Origin of the sequence: Arenibacter troitsensis (assembly GCF_900177645.1) — a bacterium.
Classification (GTDB): domain Bacteria; phylum Bacteroidota; class Bacteroidia; order Flavobacteriales; family Flavobacteriaceae; genus Arenibacter; species Arenibacter troitsensis.
On sequence record NZ_FXAO01000014.1, the window covers coordinates 1 to 21,859 of the forward strand.

A 21,859-nucleotide genomic window follows, 5' to 3' on the forward strand; every position below is an offset into this window, starting at 1 on the left:
AATATAGAAATCAAATGTATGTTTGTGAGCCTACCGGACATCTGGTGCATATTGCCAAAATTGTCAAGGATGGGGCAGGGTACAAGGAGGTCGATGGTGGCAATATTTTTGCCAGTACCGATGCATGGACCGCACCGGTCTTTGCCGAAACGGGACCCGATGGAAATTTATGGGTGGCGGATTGGTACAATCCCGTAATCCAGCACAACCCTGACAAACGGGGAATGGACAACCAGATCTGGAACGCGGACAAGGGAGAAGGCAACGCCCATTTAAATAAACTGCGCGATTATGGCCATGGCAGGATTTACGTAATTACCCATGAAAATTCCGATGATTCGGAGATCACCTCCTTGGACCCCGAGGATGATGAGGCACTTCTGGATGCGCTTGAAAGCGATAATATGTTCTGGAGAACTACGGCCCAACGTTTAATAGTAGAGAACAAAAAAGTGGCCTTAATCCCGGATTTGATCAAATTGGCCAGCAACAATAATGTTGACAAAAGCGGTCTAAATGCAGGCGCATTGCACGCCCTATGGACCTTAAAAGGCCTGGGCGTACTCAATGGTTCCAATGCAGAAGCCAACGAGGTGGTACAGAAAGCATTGACCAGTAGTTCCTATGGCGTAAAACGGGCCGCACTGGCTTTGTTGCCTGCTACCAAAGAAAGTAGTGAAATCCTGGCGCAATCCGGCCTGTTAAGTAGTCCGGACCCACAGATCAAGCTTGCCGCGGTATTGCGTGCTGGAGAGCTTCCAGAATCCAACGCACTGTACACCGAAATAGAAAAATTATCCAAAGACGATAACGTCACCTCGGACAAATGGCTCAATGCCGCATTAAAAATCTATTTCAGGGAATTGAATTTCCAAGAGGTAGACCCTTCTACTGTAGTCATGATAGTACCCTCGGCCGAAGAAAAAAAATCTATATGGAAATATACTACCGACAAGCCTGCCGATAACTGGACGAAATCGGAATTCGATGATTCCGATTGGAAAAAAGGAGCAGCCAAGTTTGGAGGCAATAACATGAAACAGGTGAACACCCCTTGGAGCAGCTCCGATATTTGGATGCGACAGGAAGTGATCATTACTGATGGAATATCGGAACCTGTAATCAAAATAGCCCATGACGATGATTATGAAGTTTTTGTAAATGGTCAACTTTTGATATCGGAAGCGGGTTCCAGCGAATCCTATAAGTACATAAAGCTCGATAGCGACAAAGGTGATCTGTTTAAACAAGGAAAGAACCTAATTGCGGTCCACTGTGTAAATACCGGTGGAAATCAACACATAGACATGGGCATTGGCAAGGTAGGCAAGATAAATGCCGATGTAACCTTTGTCCTCAATACCGTAAATCAGGAAATGGCCTATGATAAAAAGACACTTCATGCCACAGCGGGTCAGACCGTAGAGATAGTCTTGAACAATAAAGATCAAATGTCCCATAACTTAGTGGTCATCCAACCTGGCAGTTTGGATACTTTTGGGGCCATGGTAGATGGGTTCCTGAAGAATCCTGAAGCGGAAAAAATGGGCTATGTGCCCAAATCGAGATATGTACTTGGAGCAACGGATATGTTGACACCGGGGGTTACAGGGTCCGTAGTGTTCAAACTTCCGGATACTCCCGGCATATATCCCTATGTCTGTACTTTTCCCGGGCATTGGCGAATGATGCAAGGGGTTATCATAGTAACAGCCCCGGGATCCTATATTTCCGAGAATAAGGAAGCCCTAAAAATAGCTGCAATGGGCGGGGGCGGTTCCCATGACTTCCTAAAGTTTTTTGGCATTGCAGATGGAAAGATCCTCAGTGAAGGCGGCAAGAACACGTTTATGTACACGGAAAATTCGATGGAATTGGGAACCTTGCTCCCAACGACAGATGTACTGGTTTTGAGCAACAACAAACCTTTGGACAAAAACACCAGAAATACCATTATGTCCCGGGTAGATGCAGGGGATATGAATATGCTTATTTTCCACCCCAGTACCTGGTACAATTGGGAGGACTGGCCGGAATACAATAAGACCTTGGTTGGCGGGGGCTCCAGGTCCCATGAAGACCTACAGGAATTTGAAGTAAGGGTGGTTCAACCGGATCACCCCATAATGAAAGGCGTTCCCTCCAAATTCAGGATCGTGGACGAATTGTACCGTTGGGAAAAGGACCCTGAAGCGGAGATAGAAGTTCTAGCGGTAAGTAAGGGCTTAAAATCCGGGGAAGAATACCCAACGGTCTGGGTCGTTAAACATCCCAAGGCGAAAATTGTAGGGAATACTCTGGGGCATGACGAAAGGGCGCATGACCACGAAGCATACAAAACTATAATAAGGAATAGTTTGGAGTGGGTAGATTAAAAAATAAAATGCAGTGGTCCCGACGATGAATCGGGACCTTTTTTTTAAATAGATTAATTCATCACAAAATTCAGGGAGTCAATTGTAAATGGCATAACATGGGTTAATACTTTTTAACTTAGGATCCAATGTATATTTAAGCTACTGCATTTGAACGGACTTAATACTTAAACTAAAACATCGCTACAAATGAGATTTTACCTTATTATTGGGTTATTGTTCTTCGGTCTTCTTATAAATGCCCAAGTACCTGTAGTATTGCCAAGCAATCCCAGCGAAAACAGTACCAACATTGCTTTGAATAAAAATGATCTTATAGTCACTTGGCCATTGGAAAATGGCAATAATTGTCAATTGGCTATCAACTTGGACAAAGAAGAGCCCCTATTTCGCTCAATTGCCATGGGTAGGAACAATCATTTCAAGGCCATATCTTCAAATGTAGATCCAGTTTTCATTTTAAACAGTGGCAGTCGTACTTTGCAAGCGGATAAAGGTTGGACCATCTTTTTTGATAAGGCACCAAACCGACCATACACTTCCCATGTATTAAATATCAACAAACGGGAGGCGAACATAACCAAAAACGGAAATAGGACCATAATTAGCATTGGGGATATAAGCGCTCCAAATTTTGATGGCTTCTTAGAAATAACGATCTATAATGGAATTCCACTTCTTAATATTGCCGCCGTTATTACAACTCAAAAAGATTCGACAGCCATTCTTTTTGATGCAGGTCTTGTATCGGATCAACCTTGGAAAACAATTTCCTATTCCGATATAACGGACGAATTTGTACAAACGGTAAGCAATATAGATACCAGTACAAATTCAGCCGTAAAATACCGTACCATTATTGCCCAAGAAAATGAGGGTTCAATTGCCGTTTTTCCACCTCCTCACCAATATTTTTATCCGCTTGATGAAGCATTTAATTTAAAGTCGGTATGGCATGGACCAAATTACAGGGGTATGGTTTCCAGATACGGTTTGGGTATTAGACATGAGCCTGAAGGCGATCACCGATATGTGCCTTGGTTCAATGCTCCACCTGGAAGTAAACAACGCCTAAATTTCTTTTGTCTTATTGGAGGTGGCCAGGCCGATAGTTTGTTGGAAGATGTGAAAAAGTATACCCACTCGGACCAATATGTTCCTTTAAAAGGGCATAGGACTATGGCAAGCCATTTTCATAATGAATTTATTATGAACGTTGTAATGAAAAATGAGGTCATACCAACAGCCCCGGAATTTGTAGATGTATTTAAAAAAATGGGAGTCGATATCGTTCATTTGGGAGAGTTCCACTACACCGCCCATCCAAAAGGACCTGATGAAATACGTTTAAAGGAATTGAGTGCCCTCTTTGAACAATGCGAGAGATTGTCCGATGAGGATTTCCTCTTATTGCCAGGTGAAGAGCCCAACGAGTTTCTCGGTGGACATTGGATGTCCATATTTCCAAAACCTGTCAACTGGATAATGTCCAACAAAAGCAATAAACCTTTTGTTTCCGACGACAAGGTGTACGGAAAAGTCTATAGAATTAAAAACAAAATGGAGATGCAGCAATTATTGGAATCGGAGAATGGATTGGTATGGACTGCCCACCCACGAATTAAAGGATCTACAGGATATCCTGATGCTTACAAAAATGAGGATTTCTTTAAATCCCAACATTTTTTAGGAGGTGCGTGGAAACCCATGCCGGCTGATCTATCCTCTCCAAAATTAGGAACAAGGGTGCTGGATCTTTTGGACGATATGAACAATTGGGGGGACAAAAAGAAAATTATTGCCGAGGCCGATCTTTTTACAGTGACTATGGAAAATGAGATGTATGCCCATATGAACATCAATTATTTACAATTGGATACCCTACCCAAATTTAAGGATGGTTGGGCCCCAGTTCTTAATGCAATGACCACTGGGAAGTATTTTTCAACCACAGGCGAAGTTTTAATTCCTAATTTTAGTATTAACGGCAAAGGGTCAGGAGAAACTATAAAATTGAATGCTGGTGGTGAAGCAAAAATTCACCTGAATATAGATTGGACGTTCCCGTTAAATTTTCTGGAAGTAGTATCTGGTGATGGCCAAACGGTATTTCGGGAAAGGTTGGATTTAAGCAAAACAGGGGCCTTTGGTTCAGAGGAATTTCAACTTTCCCTAAACCTCGTAAATAGAACATGGGCTAGGGTAGAGGTCTGGGACATAGCCGCTAATGGAGCTTTTACACAGACTATATATTTTTCCAAATAAGATCCCAATTAGTTCTAATTTTGGATTTTGATTCAGTGTTCAATCCAAAAGGTGCAATATTTAAACCTTGGAAAACTACCCTTCGTTATTTCTTGTCTTAAGATTGTTGACAAAGAATTCTCCAATCGCATACCCTTCATCCTGTCCATTGGCTATGGCGGGCATATAATGAATCCCCCCATAAAACCTACTGATCGCCGCTTCTTCTGCAGCTTTTTTAAACGAACTAAAATTACGAGTAGGCAATCCGAATTCTTCTTCAGTAGAATCTGCAAAAGCAAAATTATCCCCGAACAACTTGGTCAGCATTATTGCCGCACTGGAGGATACAACACTGTGTCCGCTAGTATATTCGGGAAATGGCGGGGTTTGCAGTACAGGTAACCAATTTGGATCAATGTAAATATTGATATAGGTTTCTGGTCGTATTACCGCGCTCCTATATTTTTCATCCCAACAGCTAATAAAGGCATCGGCCAAACTTACTGCCAGACAAGCATAGGCCTCGGCGGATCTTACAGCTGAGGCATTGACTTTTTTGCATACCAATGAAGTGATGTTCATCCAATGTCCGTTAGGGGAAATTTTCTTTGTAGCGTACATTACATGCCCCCTTACATTCATTTTAAAAGGATTACAATCCCAAAATTTTGCTATCTCAATCTCCTCTTCCGTGTTTTTGCGAACTTGATTATACACTGCAATGACATCCTTATAAAAAACACTACTGCTATCTACGGAAAATGGTGGTGGTGCTATCGGCTTAAACTGGGCTGCGGAATCTATTAAAAAAGTTCGGAGTTTGTTCCAGTTAGGTTCAATGGCTTTAATATAGGCCGGTGGGGTCGGTTTCCAAGAAGCAGAATCATTTTTAACGCTGTATTGCGGCAAGGTTCTTGTCTCTTTATATTTGTCCTCGGAAGCCCACTTGAGAATATGTTCAGCTACCTGTTGTCCGTAGGCTAAGGAGTTATTATATACATCATCAGGTATCCCAATGTCCTTAAATTCTTGGAGAATAACATCTTCAAAATCATCTATCCTTTCCTCTGATATTACAAAGGATTTTCCCGAAGTTAGTATGGCATGTACTGCTGCCAAGGTGAAGCTATATTCCTTTTTCCTGTCAGGAGTCGGAACAGTTCCGAGCCCATTCAACTGTCCAGCCAAACTGACATAATCTTTCTGGTCTTGAATTAATGTTTCATATGCCGCTACGGAAACATAGGCATAGGTGCGACTGGTTACAGGAGGTGAATAAATATCGTAGACCATAACATCTGTAACCTGTTTGATGGCTCTATGTACAAAATCGGCGTGCTCCGTTTTTGATTTCCAATTTTGTGCCCAAATTGAATTTAGGCTACTTATAATTAATATTCCAAACCAAAATAGCCTCTTCATAAAACGTTTCTTTTATTTCCTTTATAATTAGTAATTGTGATCTTGGCCATATCTTTTTCAATTGGTAGTTTACGTGTGGATTGTGACATATAAGTAGAACCGTAGTAGAATTCCAATCTTTTTTTACGTCCATCATTATATATGATTTCAGCAGAAAAATCATCCACATTAAGATCCACCCAGCGATCGATGTTTTTTTTGGTTGGATTATTGCTGCTAAACACCAAAAGATCATCTTGGTTTTGGGTAGCAATTAGTACCGGTTCATTTTTTGCGGTATATAATTGTGCCAACCCTTTTGCGTCTCCAGGGACATGAAAACCTGTATTGGCGGATGGCAAAGCGTTAAAATTACCTTCACCGTCGCCTCTTAGGCAAAGGCCGTTAAAGGCATCGTGCCTTCCGCTATAAGGATCCATCCCATAATCGTTGCCTACCAATAGAAGATCCAAATTTCCATCTCCATCTAGGTCATTGGCCAACATGCCATATACAGGTGCTTCCTGTGCCTGAAGTGGCAGTGGGTGCAATTCAAACTTTCCGTTACCCTTGTTTTCAATATAGGAAGTGCGCATTTCGGTGCTCTCCAGGATTATGGCACTCTCCTTGTCAGTTTCATTCCATATATCGTCCATACTGGCCAAGCCATAAGATTGATAGGTAGGGAACTTCTTTCGCATTGTAATTACCTGGCCAACCAGATCGTCCCTTGAAGCAATGGGAAATGATTGACGGTTGCCATCATTCCCGGTCATATAACAGAATACCATGGCATCTAGGGAACCATTATTGTCGATGTCTTTGGCGATTATGGTCATCGGTTCTGTTGGGGTAGCCGTATAATTGGTATTAAGACCCAAATTACCGGCAACATAATCCATGTCACCGTCATTATCAAAATCTCCTGCCACTAAACTATTCCACCAGCCGGACTGTTTTTCTATGCCTACATCCACTTTTACCAAAGATGATCCAGTGTTTTTCAAAAATGTTATGGGCATCCATTCTCCTGCCAATACTAGATCGGTTTTTCCATCATTGTCAAAATCGGTCCACAAGGCATCTGTTACCATACCTATATTCTTTAATCCTGGAGAATAGTCATTGGTGACATCAATAAATTTTCCGTTCTCATTTCTTAATAAATAACTTTTTGGTGCCGAAGGATATGCTGCAGATACGACCCGACCTCCCACGAAAAGGTCTAAATCACCATCACCATCGAAATCTGCGGCCTTTACACAGGAACCGTTTGTGAAATCTGGGGGGAGGCTATTAAAATCTCTTTCAAACATTCCTTCGCCATTGTTTATAAAAAGACGATCATTACTAATGGCATGATTGGCAGGGATTTCGTAACTCCCACTTACCATATATAGATCAAGATCATTATCATTGTCAACATCTAAAAACAGTACCCCCATATCTTCGTACAAAATATCCTCTTCCTGCAAAAACCTTGAAGAATCCATTGTGAACTTGGCATTGGCATCCTGCATAAAGAACACACCGGGATTGTCTGAGGAGCCTCCGATATAAAAATCTTCGTAGCCGTTATTATCGATGTCACCTACGGCTATTCCGGGGCCAAACTGACTTAATTTATGGGGTAGGGTACTTTGGATATTATAATCTACAAAATCGGTTTCCTTTGGTTTGAAATTTATATTGTAAGTGCTGGCCGAGTTCCTGAATAATGAATTGGCCGAATTGTTAGTAGGGATGGCGTTTAGTTTATGGGAATCATTATACTTAAGCGTAAGGGGCGCGCCCAAAGAAATATCTTTTTTTAATTGTTGTTTACCATCTGGCCAATAGATCCTTAACGAATCAATTTTTTTTGCTGCTCCCAAGCCAAGATGAGCTCTTTGGTCGTGCGTAGATAAATAACCTCGAATGGGGTAATGTTCATAATGCAGTTGACGATTCCCAGAATAGAATATTTTTATGGACGCACCTACACCATTAGTATTAAATTTAGGTCCTTCCAAATTAATAGTCAGATGACTGCCTGTTTTATTGGTAGTGTTTTCATAAACAAATGCTGGTCTATTAATGTTATTTATCAAAACGTCCAAATCTCCATCATTATCAAGGTCGGCATATGCTGCACCATTGGAAAAGGACAAATGGTCTATTCCCCAAGCCTTGGAAACGTTTTCGAAGATTATTCCATTGGTGTTTTTATATGCATAGTTGGCTAGTTTTACGACTGGCAGGGAATCTGTCATGGCCAAAGTAGCGCTTTGTGAACTACCACTTTGTCCATTGTCATAGGCTATATAGTCTAAATCCGTAACATCCCTAGGTAGGCCATTAGTAATAATGATATCACGGAGCCCATCATTGTCGAAATCGGCAACCAAAGGGCACCAACTCCAATCCGTTTGATATATCCCGGCCATAAAGCCCATATCCTTAAAAACAGATTTACCATTCTGGTCAGGGCCGCTATTTATTTGCAAAACATTTCTAACATATTGGTGGTTGTAATTGTATTGGCTATTGTTGATATAGTTGTAATATTCATTGCCACTGAGCATTCGTTTTTTACGAAGATTGTTTTCCGGAAGCATTTCCAACGAAATCAGGTCTACATGACCGTCGTTATTGACATCGACGATATCGGTGCCCATGGCGTTCCAAGCTGTGTGTTTAAAATAGTCGTCCAGGCGATTTGTGAAAGTGCCATTTTTATTATTAATGTAGCACAGGTCGTTGGAAATGAAGTCATTGGCCACATATATATCGGGCCAACCATCGCCATTGATATCCGTAATAGCCGCTGCATGCCCCCAACCTTCCAAACCTATTCCCGCTTCTTTGGAAACATCGGAGAAAGTTTGGTTACCATTATTTCGATATAACCTATCCGTGTTCTTGGCACTGCCGTCCGTCAATTTCGCCCGGTAATAAATGGGTGTTCTAGGATCATATATTTCATTGGTCACTTGGTACATATCAAGATCACCATCCCTGTCATAATCAAAAAAATAGGCTTGTGTACTATATCCATTGTCAGCAAGTCCGTAGGCCACCGCGGATTCTTTAAATATGGGAACACCTTGTTTATTAACCCCTTGATTAATATACAGTAAATTGGTTCTGCGAATAGGATCCGACCTAAAGGATGCGGACAAATAAATATCTGGCAATCCGTCCGTATTTATGTCCACTACTGATACTCCTGTAATCCATCTGTCGTGCCCATTAACATTGGCAATTTGTGTGATATCCTGAAACTGCAAATTGCCTTTATTCATGTACAATTTACTCGATACCATGTTTCCTGCAAAGTAAATATCCATAAGGCCGTCTTGGTTAAAATCACCAATTCCTACACCTCCGCCATTGTATATATTAGCCTGATTGAGAATATTAAGTGTATCATTTTCGAACAGTTGATTGTTAAACGTTATTCCCGTTTTTGATGCTGGCAACAATTCAAAAAGTGTAGGGTTGTGCTGTGCCGAAGTTCCGGAAATGGAAAGAACAAAAAGGATCAATACATTAAAAAGCAATATCTTTTTAGATATTTTCATACTCCAAATTCTTTAAAATTAGCCATAAGGGTTAACATGTTACCCAACATATAAAGTTGGTAACATGTGTTCCTATTAATAAAATGTTGGGAGGTAAAATTATGGATGTTTATAAAACAGGAGAAGTTCATATTGTTCTATTGTTCAACAATACGTGTCAAATACTATGGCCCACCAACTCCTTCGCAACATATTGAACTAGGTTGACAGAGGACTAGTGGTAAAATAGTGTATGGATAGGAAGTTACCCGATCAACCCAACACTGATAACCTCATTAAATATCTTCAATTACCAAACTAGGGGAAACTTGGAAAGACGCACTATGACCAATAAATTAGACCTCGAATGCATGAACGTTGAAAATAGCCTTGAGACATAAGGTCATCCCTAATTCAAGGGATTTAAAATTTCCTCTATGGATTTGAATAAAATTACCAGGTGAACAATAACTTTAAGATAGTGCAAGTAGCATTTCCAATCAAAAGAGGAGCTATTGAAGGATACCAGTGGAAATTGGACATTTCAAAGATATATCTTTAAATCGGCACTGAATAGGTATTTTTTATTTCGCCCATAACAAAAGTACTGTGGGCACTTCCTATATTTTCTATTTCACCTAGGTGATTTAGAACAAAGTCTTGATAATGCTTCATATCCTTTACCATAACTTTTAATAAAAAATCATAATCTCCGGATACATTGTAACATTCTGTAACTTCATTAATTGCTAAGATATCCTTCACGAACTTATGACCAATTTCACGGGTGTGCTGTTTTAGGGTAATATTACAAAACACAATTAGGCCCTTATCCAGTTTTTCCGCATCAAGGACAGCGACAAATTTTTTTATATAGCCATTTTTCTCCAAGCGCTTTACCCTCTCAAATACGGGAGTGGTGGATAAATTTACCTTATTCGACAATTCTTTGGTCGTTAAATTGGAATTGGTCTGTAATAATTTCAATATCTGATAATCAATCTTATCCAAATCGTTCATAGAATATTTTTCTGTTAATTGATTAATAATCCATTTCAAAAGATAAAAACACTAAAACATTAATATAAAATAGTGATTTCATCTAAATTTTGATTCAAATTTAGAATTTATAATCCAAAGTTTAAGCTTTGTATGGAATTATAAATAATCATTATATATGAAAACAAACCTATTAGGTTACCCTAGAATTGGCGCCAAGAGAGAGTTAAAAAAAGCCTTGGAAAAATATTGGAAAGGGGAAATCACTGCAACAGAATTACATCAAGTCGGTCAAGCAATTCGTAAGGAAAACTGGTTAATGCACAAAGAAGCGGGAATAGATTTGATTCCATCCAATGATTTTTCTTTATACGACCAGGTATTGGATGCAACCATGGCCTACGGTAATATTCCCACTAGATACTCAGAAATTAAAAGAAGTAAATCGGATTTGGACCTTTATTTTGCCATGGCAAGGGGGCTACAAAAAGATAATTACGATGTAACCGCATTAGAAATGACCAAATGGTTTGATACCAATTATCATTATCTGGTCCCTGAGTTTTCAAAGGATCAATCCTTTGAACTGTACTCCACAAAAGCTGTTGATGAATTCAAGGAAGCCCTATCCCTGGGAGTATTGACCAAGCCAGTCTTAATTTCCCCTGTCACATATCTTTATCTTGGCAAGGAAAAGGAGGACGGGTTCCACCGAATGGACCTTTTGGATTCTTTGACACCTATCTTTTTTGAATTATTGGAACAATTGATCTCTGCCGGTGCAAAATACATTCAATTGGACGAACCCTGTTTAGCACTTGATCTTGATGACAGGGAAAGGAATGCAATAAAAAAATTATACTTAAATATTGCCCAGAAGTTCCCCCAACTTAATGTCATATTAACCAATTATTTTGATTGTTATGGCGACAATTTAGAAACAGTTCTGCAACTTCCGGTATATGCACTGCACTTGGATCTAGTAAGATGTCCATTACAATTGAATGATATCTTGGAGTCGGAACTGTACACAGGACAACAGATACTTTCCTTAGGGGTTGTCGACGGCAGAAACATTTGGAAAAACAATTTTGATAAAGCTTTGACCTTAATTGACAAAGCCAAAGAACATGTTGCCCATGAAAAGATTTGGATAGCTGGTTCCTGTTCCTTTTTACATACCCCGTACGATTTGGACCTAGAGGAGGATGAGGAAAATCTACCGACAAAAATTAAACAGTGGATGGCATTCTCCAAACAGAAACTTAGGGAGTTGGCAAGCTTAAGCCAATTGGCTTCTGACATTCCCTCAGAAAAAGCAGCTGTAGCATTGATAAATAATAGGCGGCAGTTTATAGAAAAACAAAACTCGTCACTAATTCATCATCCGCGGACCAAACAAAGGGTACAATCATTGACAGAGATAGATAAGCAGCGAAAAAACAGCTTTGGTATTCGTCAAGAGAAACAAAAACAGGAACTGAATCTTCCTTTATTTCCCACGACCACCATTGGATCGTTTCCCCAAACAAAAGCGGTAAGAGCTTGCCGGGGAAAATTGAAAAGAAATACTATCACCCAAGAGGAATATGATGAATTCATTCGAAAAGAAACTGAAAACACCATCCGATTTCAAGAAAATATTGGATTGGACGTCCTAGTTCATGGCGAATTTGAAAGAAACGACATGGTGGAGTATTTCGGGGAAAAGTTAAAGGGTTTTGTATTCTCAAGTAATGGTTGGGTACAAAGTTACGGCAGTCGATGTGTAAAACCTCCGATAATATATGGAGATATCCATAGGAATGAGCCTATGACGGTTAAATGGACAACATTTGCACAATCATTGACCAAAAAGCCAGTAAAAGGTATGCTTACAGGTCCTGTTACTATCTTACAGTGGTCTTTTGTAAGGGATGACCAACCTCGGTCCACGACCTGTAAACAAATAGCTTTGGCCATAAGGGACGAAGTTGCGGACTTGGAGAAAGCTGGAATAAAGATCATTCAAATTGACGAACCAGCCATAAGGGAAGGGTTGCCCCTAAGGCGCGAGCAATGGACCTTCTATTTGGATTGGGCCGTTGACTGCTTCAGACTGGCGTCATGTGGAGTAGAGGATAGGACACAGATACACACCCATATGTGTTATTCAGAATTCAATGATATCATACAAAACATTTCGGATATGGATGCCGATGTGATAACCATAGAAACCTCAAGATCGGAGATGGAACTATTGGATGCATTTGTCCAATTCAAATATCCGAATGAAATAGGGCCAGGTGTTTACGATATCCACTCTTCAAGGGTTCCCAACGAGGAGGAAATGGAATATTTATTGCAAAAAGCAACGAAACTTTTGCCCATTGAAAATCTATGGGTTAATCCGGATTGCGGTTTAAAGACAAGGGAATGGCCTGAAACTGAATCCGCCTTGATCAATTTAGTAAAAGTTGCAAAAAAAATGCGGGCCAAATCAATAGCTACTCCTTTCGTAGAGTAGCATCCAAAAGATATTTAGCGGTAATCAAACTGGTAAATCCCCTAAAAAAAATTTAGGGGATTTAACTTTTATAGCCTATTCTAACCTGATTTTTCAAAGAATTCCAATACTAAAGCCAATTACGAATTAAAAAATATTCTCTAGGTTCATGGCGGTTGACTTTGGCAAGAACCATTGTAATGCAATAATGCAATAAAATATATTACACCCTTTTAAGAACATAAGTATCTTTTCTAGATCATTTCGATTAATTGGGGGCTAATCCGAAACCACTTATTTTCAAACCATTGATAAGTGGTGATTCTGATTATTTTGTTTCTAACAAAGGTTACTTATATTTACAACCCTTAAATCCCCCGAACCATGACCGAATTCTCTAGGAGAAGAGTACAACTTGTCCTTACACTTTCATTACTGACCACGATAATTTCCTTTGTTTGGTTCTTAATAGCTCGGAGCCTTGATATGCATGAATTGAGTGTTTACCTCATTGCGGCCACTCCCTTTTTTATCCTTTCTGCCATTATTTCAAAAATGGGAAATCTCACCTTGGCCAGATGCATCTATCTAATCATTTTCAATTTAGGTGTAGCACTGACCTCTTCTTTTGTTGGTAAGGCCGGAAGTGCAGAATTTATTTTGTTATTTTCAATGGGATTGCCATTTCTATGGTTTTCGTTTAGGAGGGAAAAACCCCATATAGTTTTATTCTCAGGGCTTTCCTTGATTTTTTGGTTTTTACTGTACTTCACGAATTTTGATCTTTTCACCACTGACCATATGGATGTGGAAATGGCAGGATTGTATATTTACCCACTTTCCATTTTGACAACTATTTTCTTGGTTACATTTCAATTAATATATTTCTCCTTTATAAACAATGGATTTTATTCGAAAATACACCATCAAAGGGAAGAGGCCATAGAGGAGTCCAATGCCAAATCCAAGTTTTTGAGTATGATGAGCCATGAGATAAGGACTCCACTCAATGCTATTACCGGTCTCTCCCATATATTGGGCGATACTAATCCAAGGGAGGATCAAAAGGAGAATATAGATGCCTTGAATTATTCCGGAAAAATATTGCTGAACCTACTCAACAATGTTCTGGACTTCAGTAAAATGGAATCTACCAAAATTGAGCTAGACCCCATTCCTACCAACATAATGGCTGCAGTGAGGCAGATAAAAAAGATTCACGAGCCAAGTTGTTTGCGCAAAGGCATCCAAATGGATTTGGAAATTGATGAAGATTTACCGAATGTTTGGTTGGATATCGTACGTTTCAATCAGGTCATCAACAACCTCATTTCCAACGCTATAAAGTTTACTGACCAGGGACGTGTAATTTTAAAAATTGTAAACCATGGTGAATTCGATGGTAAGGTTATCATAGGAACTGAAATCGAAGATACTGGAATAGGTATTCCATTTGAGCTACAAGAAAAAATTTGGCAGGCTTTTACCCAGGCCTCAAGCAGTACGAACCGTTTATATGGAGGTACCGGTCTAGGTTTACCAATTGTAAAAAATATCGTTGAAGCTATGGGATCCACGGTAAAGGTTGAAAGTAAATCCGGAGTAGGAAGTCGTTTTTATTTTAATTTGGAATTAAAATTGGCTTCGAGTATAGAGTTGGAACAAACTATCAATAAAAAGGTTCACGATTTAAAAGGCAAAAAAATATTGTTGGTGGAGGACAATCTAATCAACGTGATGGTTGCCAAACAGATACTGGAAAAAGCCAATTTGAATGTTGAAGTAGCTTATAACGGGCAAAATGCAGTCGATATGGTTAAGGAGAACGACTACGATGCCGTTCTGATGGACATACAAATGCCAGTAATGGATGGCTATACGGCTTCCAGGGAAATTAGAAAATTCAATACCTCAATCCCAATCATGGCCCTATCGGCATCTGTCTTTCTAGAGGTCAAAAACAAAATTATGCAAAGTGGTATGAACGGTTTTATATTCAAACCTTTTGATCCTGAAGACCTGCTCAATAAAATAGAGGAAGCTATAAGCACTTAGACATTGATAATAAATGGAATATCGAAGCCTAAAATGGATTAGAGTATTCATCTAATTATAATTTTGAAAATGGGTTGGGCAACCGATAAACTTCGTTTAAAAATATAGCCTATATCAGAGCTTAGTCCATTAGAACCGATAATGACCTACTAAGTTAGAATTTATCGGGGGGGTCTATGATTTTGATTAGAAATAACGGACTGGGATTTTTGTACAATTTCCTGAATTATGCCGTCCAATTCCGTGGCGGATTGGTATACATGATCAAGTAATTCATTCTTCTCCGTTTCATCCACCATATTTTCATTGAACAGGTCTATTATCCCCATCAATCGGGCCAATGGGGCACGTACGACATGGGATTGTGTCCATGCTATTTCCCGCAATTTATCATTTTGCTGTTCAACAGCAATTTGGCTTTCCTTCATTTCGGTAATATTTCTAATATAAAGCGAGTAAGTATTCTCCGAATGATAAACACTAATTTCCAGCCATTCATTCAATACAGAAAAATATTCTTGAAAATATACAGATCCATCTGTCTTAATCGGTTTGTAATATTTTAAAAAGAAAACGGGGTCGACAATATTCCCAAGTGCTTTCCAGATATTGATGCCAATGATGTTTGCTCTTTGAACATTGAATAATTCCTCGGCCACCTTATTCCAATAGGTTACGTCCCAGTTATTATCGACAGAAATAAAGGCATCCCCGATACTTTCCAGAATACTATGTTTTTCATTATTGGCCAATTCCACTTTTAACTGTGACGTTTTAAGATCATTGATATCCTGGAAACTTCCAAAAATCCTTAGACAGTCGTCATCGATGAAATCAGGCTTTCCTATCATCCTGACCCATCGTTCATTTCCCTGAGCCGTAATTATTTCAATTTCCAAATCCCAAGATTCTCCCTTTTTTACTGCATTGTGCATATAGGATACAATGGTTTCCTTGGTTTCATTATCTCGGCAATATCCCAGTACGCTGTTAATGGTAGGAGAATAATTGTCATCCACTTCATGAATTTTTTTTGTCATTTCGGACCAATAGATATGACCGCTCTTTAAATTGAGCTCCCATGCACCAATAACCGCTAGATCCGTGACTTCATTAAGTATATTTTTAAGTTCCTTGTTCTCCGTAATATCTTTTGCGACTGCATAAATTGCATCCTCCTCAGGGATCGGTCTTGCCGTCCAACTAAGCCATATAGTTTCCCCGCTTTTGGTTATATAGCGGTTTTCAAAGTATTTATAGGAATTACCCTTATACAAAAACAATTGTTGGTTTCTTGTTTTTTCACGATCTTCAGGATGGACAAACTCAATAATTTTTTTAGAAAGCAATTCTTCCTCGGTATACCCTAAGAGTTTTGAAGTGGCAGGGTTAATTTTTTTGAAATATCCGTCATAACTGGCCTTACACAAAACATCGGGGGCAAAACTAAAAATTCGGTCGAGTTCATTTTCAAGGAGTTTACGATTTATTTCCGCGGCCAGATGATTCGAGAACTCCTGATGGTGACTTTCTTGTAAAATTAAGGGCTTTGATTCAGAGTCCAGACCTATAATAAGAACACCAAAAACATTTTCTTTGTGAATGAGTGGTATGCCGACGAGACTCAGTATTTGAGGATCTTCGCCAGGTAAACTTGTCATAGCTCCATTTAATTCCCTGACATCCCATATTTCCATAGCCATGTTTTGCCATACGGCATCTGCCAGCCTTTCTGAATATTGAAAAATAGCTTCATTTCGTTCGCCATTGGGCGACAAGTTCTTCAGGTTGCTTTTTAAATTATGAACTAAGAATTTTAATTGCGTGTTCTCGCTATTGGGCAGCCAGATTTCACCGAGGGCATATTCTCCAAAATCGGACAAGTAACTTAAAACACTTAATAAACAAGGTTTCAGTTCCTTTTCGTAACTGAACAATACACTTACATCTATTATTAATTTATTTAAAAGTTCCCTATTTTTTTGATCACTTACATCCCGCTCAATGGCTATCCAATGTGTGAACCACCCATTTTCATCGGCAACTGGATTTAAGGACATGTTGGCCCAGTATTCCTTACCATTTTTTTTATAATTTACAATAGTAATCTCACATGGCTCCCATCGTCTCATGGCCCTGCTCAATCTTTTCAATTCAGTCTTATCGGATTTTGGTCCCTGAAGAATCCTAGGTGATTTACCAATTACATCTTCAAAAGTATATCCTGTCATATTGGTAAAGGCGCTATTTACGTACAGAATCCTAGGTCCTGGACTATCGAATGGTTCTGCTTCCGTAATCAATACCGCGTCCTTTGTATTCGTTACTACCGATTCCAACAATTTTAAATGTTGTTCTTCCCTTTTTCGTTGGGTAATGTCCTGTACGGTGCCTTCGTATTTTTTATGTCCATTGTGCAAACTAATAATTGGCCGCCCAAGTTGATGTATCCATTTTAAAGAGTTGTTGGGCAATACAATTCTGTATACGAAATCATAATTTATATTCTCGGATATTGCCTTTTTGTTTTGATCAACAAAGGCTTCACGATCGTCCGGATGAACAGTATCCAAAAAGGAATCATAATCCAGTGCATTGGAATCCTTGTTTCTTTCCCAAATATTATACACTTCCTCTGAGAACGCTAAGGTTGAATCATCAAGGTTCCAATAGCCAAGTTTGGCAATGGCCGAGGCCCTTTTTAATTTTTGTTCCGATTGCTTTAGCTCTTCCAAATATTGTTCCCTCTCGCTTACATCGGTGCAATTGACCAGGATACATTTTACTCCATTAATGGTAACGTGCTGCCCGACAATCTCCATTTTCACCAGATCACCGTTCTTCTTTTTATGTAAATATATCCCAGAATTGAGGGTATCATCCTGCATTTGAAACTCCCTTATCCCTTGCAACAATTTAGAGATCTCATTCTTAGGTCTTAGGTCCATAGCGGTCATAGTCTTGAACTCTTCCCTTGAGTAACCATAAAAATTAAGCATGGCCTCATTTACATCCAAAATCAGTAAACTATCAATCTCTAGTATATATTTGGGATAGGGACTGGAATTGAAGAGCAAACGGTGCTTTTCCTCCGAAGCTTTAATCATTTTATTATGTAGGACCCTTTCTGTAATATCCCTGGCATTAATAACAATGCCTTGGATCATGGGGTCATCTTTCAAATTGATAAATAGAATTTCTACCCATTTCCATTTACCATTTTTATGTTTAAAGCGGAAAGGTTTGGATACAAATGGTTCATTGGTCAAGAACTTTGAAAAATTATAGGCTACTTTCTCCTTTTCGGCCTCATGGACAAAACCAAAAAAGTTTTGGTCCATTAATTCTTCAGATGAATAACCCAATGCGGATTTCAATGTTGAGTTTACATAGGAATAATTTCCTTTTTGGTCCACTATGGCCATCCAATTATAACCGGCTTGAATAACCGAGGTATACTTCGGATTTATAAGTTCAATTTGTTGCCAGACCTTTTTCTGGGTCGTTATATCCTGTATATCCCCTTCAAAGAAAATAAGTTCGTTATCATCATTGACTTTAGAATTGCTGACCTCGATATTAATAAAAACGAGATCTCCTGATTTATGTACAACCCTACATTCCAATTCATTGCGAAGAAAATTATTATTGTTCCACTCCTGCCAAATGGCCATCAATTTATCTTGATCCAAGAAAAAGACCAAGTCGACCCAATTATCTATAGAGGACAATTTTAGCTCATCTGATTTAAAGCCAAGCATTTCAAAGAACAGTGGGCTTAACCAAAGATTATTGGTGGTAACATCAAATTTCCAACTGGCTGTACCATTGACTTCCGAGTAGTTACCAAGGTTGATATTAATATTGTCAAAAAAGGCTTGGTGGGATTTAGGTTTTACCTTCTCAACCGGTGCACTAATTAACGGAACCGTCTGATTCGCCAAAGCCTTGATCAGTGCTGATTGATGCTTATTGAGCGTGATAGTCTTATGGGAAAAGAAACAAATAATTCCCACTGCCTTTTTGTAGGAATCCACCAATGGAGCTATAATCAAATGCTCGTTAGGGGCCCTATGGTTGTTAGCGGGAAGTTCCGTTTGCCTTTCATCTTCAGTACCTTTTAATTCCAATAATTCGTCAGGCGAATTTTCCAGATGATCCAGAATTTGTTTTTCCAAATAGGTTCCTGCATACTTGCCATTATCATCCTTTCCTGAGGTAATCGGCAACTTCAAAATTTCCATTTCGATCGCAGTCGAGTCCAGTATAAAAGATGCCAATTGGCAAATCTCGTTATAGTTCCTTCGAGGAATTTCCAATACTGAAAACGTTGGGAGTGATTCTATTCTGTTCTTAAACACTACATATTGCTTTTTGATTTAAAGAAACCATTTAAATGAAACATCATTGATCAGTGTACTTTCAGATTACGAAATGCAAATTGCATTTTTAAATAACCTAAAAATTAATTCACCAGACTTAACCAATAATATTTGACTTCTTTAATAACTCGTAAAAACTCCTTTATCTCCAAGGGTTTGTTAAGGTAGCAGCAAGTATGTCTATTAAAGTGAGGTTGCAAATAGGACTCTGAAGAAGTCAATATAATCACAGGGATATAAAAATTATTTAGATCTCCAATTTTGGAAAGGAGGTTAACTCCATTGCATTTAATCAGCTCCTCGTTAGCAATTATTAAATCTGGGATTTCATTTTTATTATTCAGTAATATATTTTCGATATAGGTGATAGCCTCGGGCCCATCTTCGAATAAATTTATATTACAAAGCTTCCCATTTTGTTGAAGGGCATCTTTAATCAGTATGGCATCGACCATACTGTTCTCAATTAATAAAACATTTTTTGAATTCATTTCGGGGGAAAGGTTAAGATATATTTAGATTTAGGTACGATTCTTTAACTTCAAATATGACTATTTATTCTATTTATTTGATAATAATTTACCTTTTTTTCTATTTATTCATCTGAAATAATTCAAAAACCGTCATGAAATGTGACATTCCGATTAAATATACCCCAAGAATTAAGAAATATATGGACTCAATTCCCAATATGGATGTGCTCATTTTGGGGTGGTCATATTAATGGCCAATTCAGGTTTTCAGCTACAAATTAATTAAAGGCTGCTATAGTATCGTGGTAGAATTTAAAATGGAATCGTTTCAAACAAGCCTGTATATGATGAAAAATGAACTAGGGGGCATTAGAAAAAAAAGTAGACACCTTTGTGCATAGGTCAAATCAAATATGACATATTATAATGTCACTAAGAACCTGTATCAGACAGGTCAAATTTTAGCAGGACTTCTACTAAATTCCCTGTTTCAAAAAATCCATTTCCTTCAATCCCAAAATATCCTGTCTAGTAATAGGCTTCTCGAAGTATTTCAACACGTTGGGGTACTGAGCTGATTTAGCCTTATCCACACTACTACAGGAAGACGTTATCATAAAAACATGTGTTTTACTTTCTATCGAATTAAGATGAATGGCGTCCAGAAACTCCCAACCGTTCATGATGGGCATGTTGATATCCAAAAAAATGGCATAATGGGTTTCAGGGTCACTTTTCTTGAGTAAGTGCTCCAGGGCCAATTCACCATTGGCAAATGTTAGGGGGGAAGTATGAAATCCCGCAGAGACTATTATGCGTTTTGCTATCATGACGAATATGGGGTCGTCATCTACTATTAATGCTTCAAGTTTCATAAGTGTATCCATTATTCAATGATAGTGCTTCAGCCTTTTGTACTACCTCCCTAACTATTTCATCCATTTCTTGGGTGGACTCTTTTATATATTGCAACAAGGTGGATCTTTCGTCCTCATCCAAAAGCTCATTATCCAGCATGTTCACAAGCCCAATGATTCTGGCCAATGGTGCCCTTACCACGTGCGACTCCAACCAGGCGATCTCCTTTAATTTCTTATTTTGTTTCTCAATAGCATCAATCCTTTTCAATTTATCCGTTATATCATGGGCCAATACGAGCCTCACTTCACTTTTTTCAGCATCCATTACGCTACTAAAAATTTCAACCTGGATCAATTCATTGCTCTTTTTTTTATGAGTTAGAATACCGTTGAAATTTTGGGATTTACTTTCCTTGATTTTGGTAATTAATTCTTCCAAGTTATCCAACTCGGTCTCGGGCCTCAGGTCCTTAAGCGTCATGGACATAAATTCATCAAAATCATACCCATAGTTGTCCATTGCAGCCTGATTAACATCCAAAAACCTCAATGAATCGATATCGAAGAGCCACATGGGCAATGGACTAATGTGAAACAACTTACTGTACCTATCTTCGGATTCCTGTAAACTAATTAGTGTTTTTTTCTTTTCAATATTATAAACAATACTCTTGTAAAGAGAAATTGCTGAAAGGTCTTCTTTTAACAAATAATCCGAAATACCCAAAGACAGGGATTTTAGAGCAAACGGAAAACTGTCAAAACCCGTTAATACGATAATTGGTACTTTAATATTGTTACTGAGAATATCAATGATCAAGGCCTCCCCACTTTTATCGGGAAGGGTAAGGTCCAATAAAATACAGTGACAGACAAAATCCTCCTGTTCAAACAAAATTCTCGCCTCGTTATAATTATGGGCCCTGATAATTGTCGGGTTCAAAATCCATTCTTCCAAAAAATCCTGAATTAAGATGATGTCACCAGGATTATCCTCTATGACCAAAATGTGGTATGGTGTTTTATCTTTAATCATGCAA

At 38.7% G+C, this 21,859-nt stretch carries 11 protein-coding genes; 4 read left to right on the forward strand and 7 right to left on the reverse strand.

Annotated features, from left to right (window positions below):
* Both B9Y87_RS20710 and B9Y87_RS20715 read left to right on the forward strand, forming a co-directional pair.
* The coding region (locus B9Y87_RS20710; RefSeq protein WP_176225694.1) for a ThuA domain-containing protein at positions 1–2,375 on the forward strand (2,375 nt) is incomplete at its 5' end.
* A 189-nt stretch (positions 2,376–2,564) separates the two neighbouring features.
* A complete protein-coding gene (locus tag B9Y87_RS20715; protein ID WP_085500861.1) occupies positions 2,565–4,640 on the forward strand; it encodes a CehA/McbA family metallohydrolase domain-containing protein in 2,076 nt (691 codons plus the stop codon).
* 75 nt (positions 4,641–4,715) lie between these two features.
* On the opposite strand, the gene B9Y87_RS20720 is transcribed toward B9Y87_RS20715, so the two are convergent.
* The 3 genes from B9Y87_RS20720 to B9Y87_RS20730 form a co-directional block, all read right to left on the reverse strand.
* Positions 4,716–6,044, reverse strand: coding sequence for a vanadium-dependent haloperoxidase (locus B9Y87_RS20720; protein WP_085500862.1), 1,329 nt, complete (start codon positions 6,042–6,044; stop codon positions 4,716–4,718).
* On the reverse strand, positions 6,041–9,586 hold the full coding sequence (locus B9Y87_RS20725; protein WP_085500863.1) for a VCBS repeat-containing protein: 3,546 nt from the start codon (positions 9,584–9,586) through the stop codon (positions 6,041–6,043). The genes B9Y87_RS20720 and B9Y87_RS20725 overlap by 4 nt, the downstream gene beginning before the upstream one ends.
* 537 nt (positions 9,587–10,123) lie before the next feature.
* The gene (locus tag B9Y87_RS20730; RefSeq protein ID WP_072861073.1) at positions 10,124–10,585 is read right to left on the reverse strand and encodes an Lrp/AsnC family transcriptional regulator; all 462 of its coding nucleotides are present in this window, start codon (positions 10,583–10,585) and stop codon (positions 10,124–10,126) included.
* A 157-nt stretch (positions 10,586–10,742) separates the two neighbouring features.
* On the opposite strand from B9Y87_RS20730, the gene metE reads away from it, so the two are divergent.
* Positions 10,743–13,070, forward strand: coding sequence for a 5-methyltetrahydropteroyltriglutamate--homocysteine S-methyltransferase (gene metE, locus B9Y87_RS20735; protein ID WP_085500864.1), 2,328 nt, complete (start codon positions 10,743–10,745; stop codon positions 13,068–13,070).
* A 363-nt stretch (positions 13,071–13,433) separates the two neighbouring features.
* Entirely contained in the window at positions 13,434–15,104 is a 1,671-nt protein-coding gene (locus B9Y87_RS20740; RefSeq protein WP_245808768.1) for a response regulator, read from the forward strand.
* Positions 15,105–15,265: 161 nt separating this feature from the next.
* Here the strand turns inward: B9Y87_RS20740 and B9Y87_RS20745 are convergent, their stop codons facing one another.
* The 4 genes from B9Y87_RS20745 to B9Y87_RS20760 all read right to left on the reverse strand — a co-directional run bounded on the left by B9Y87_RS20745 (position 15,266) and on the right by B9Y87_RS20760 (position 21,855).
* Entirely contained in the window at positions 15,266–19,348 is a 4,083-nt protein-coding gene (locus B9Y87_RS20745) for a PAS domain S-box protein (protein ID WP_085500866.1), read from the reverse strand.
* 221 nt (positions 19,349–19,569) lie between these two features.
* Positions 19,570–19,977: a response regulator gene (locus B9Y87_RS20750; protein WP_085500867.1), complete on the reverse strand. Its 408-nt coding sequence runs from the start codon at positions 19,975–19,977 to the stop codon at positions 19,570–19,572.
* 458 nt (positions 19,978–20,435) lie between these two features.
* The gene (locus B9Y87_RS20755) at positions 20,436–20,834 is read right to left on the reverse strand and encodes a response regulator (RefSeq protein ID WP_176225695.1); all 399 of its coding nucleotides are present in this window, start codon (positions 20,832–20,834) and stop codon (positions 20,436–20,438) included.
* Positions 20,824–21,855: a response regulator gene (locus B9Y87_RS20760; protein WP_085500869.1), complete on the reverse strand. Its 1,032-nt coding sequence runs from the start codon at positions 21,853–21,855 to the stop codon at positions 20,824–20,826. Before B9Y87_RS20760 ends, B9Y87_RS20755 begins: the two co-directional genes overlap by 11 nt.
* Positions 21,856–21,859 lie beyond the last annotated feature (4 nt).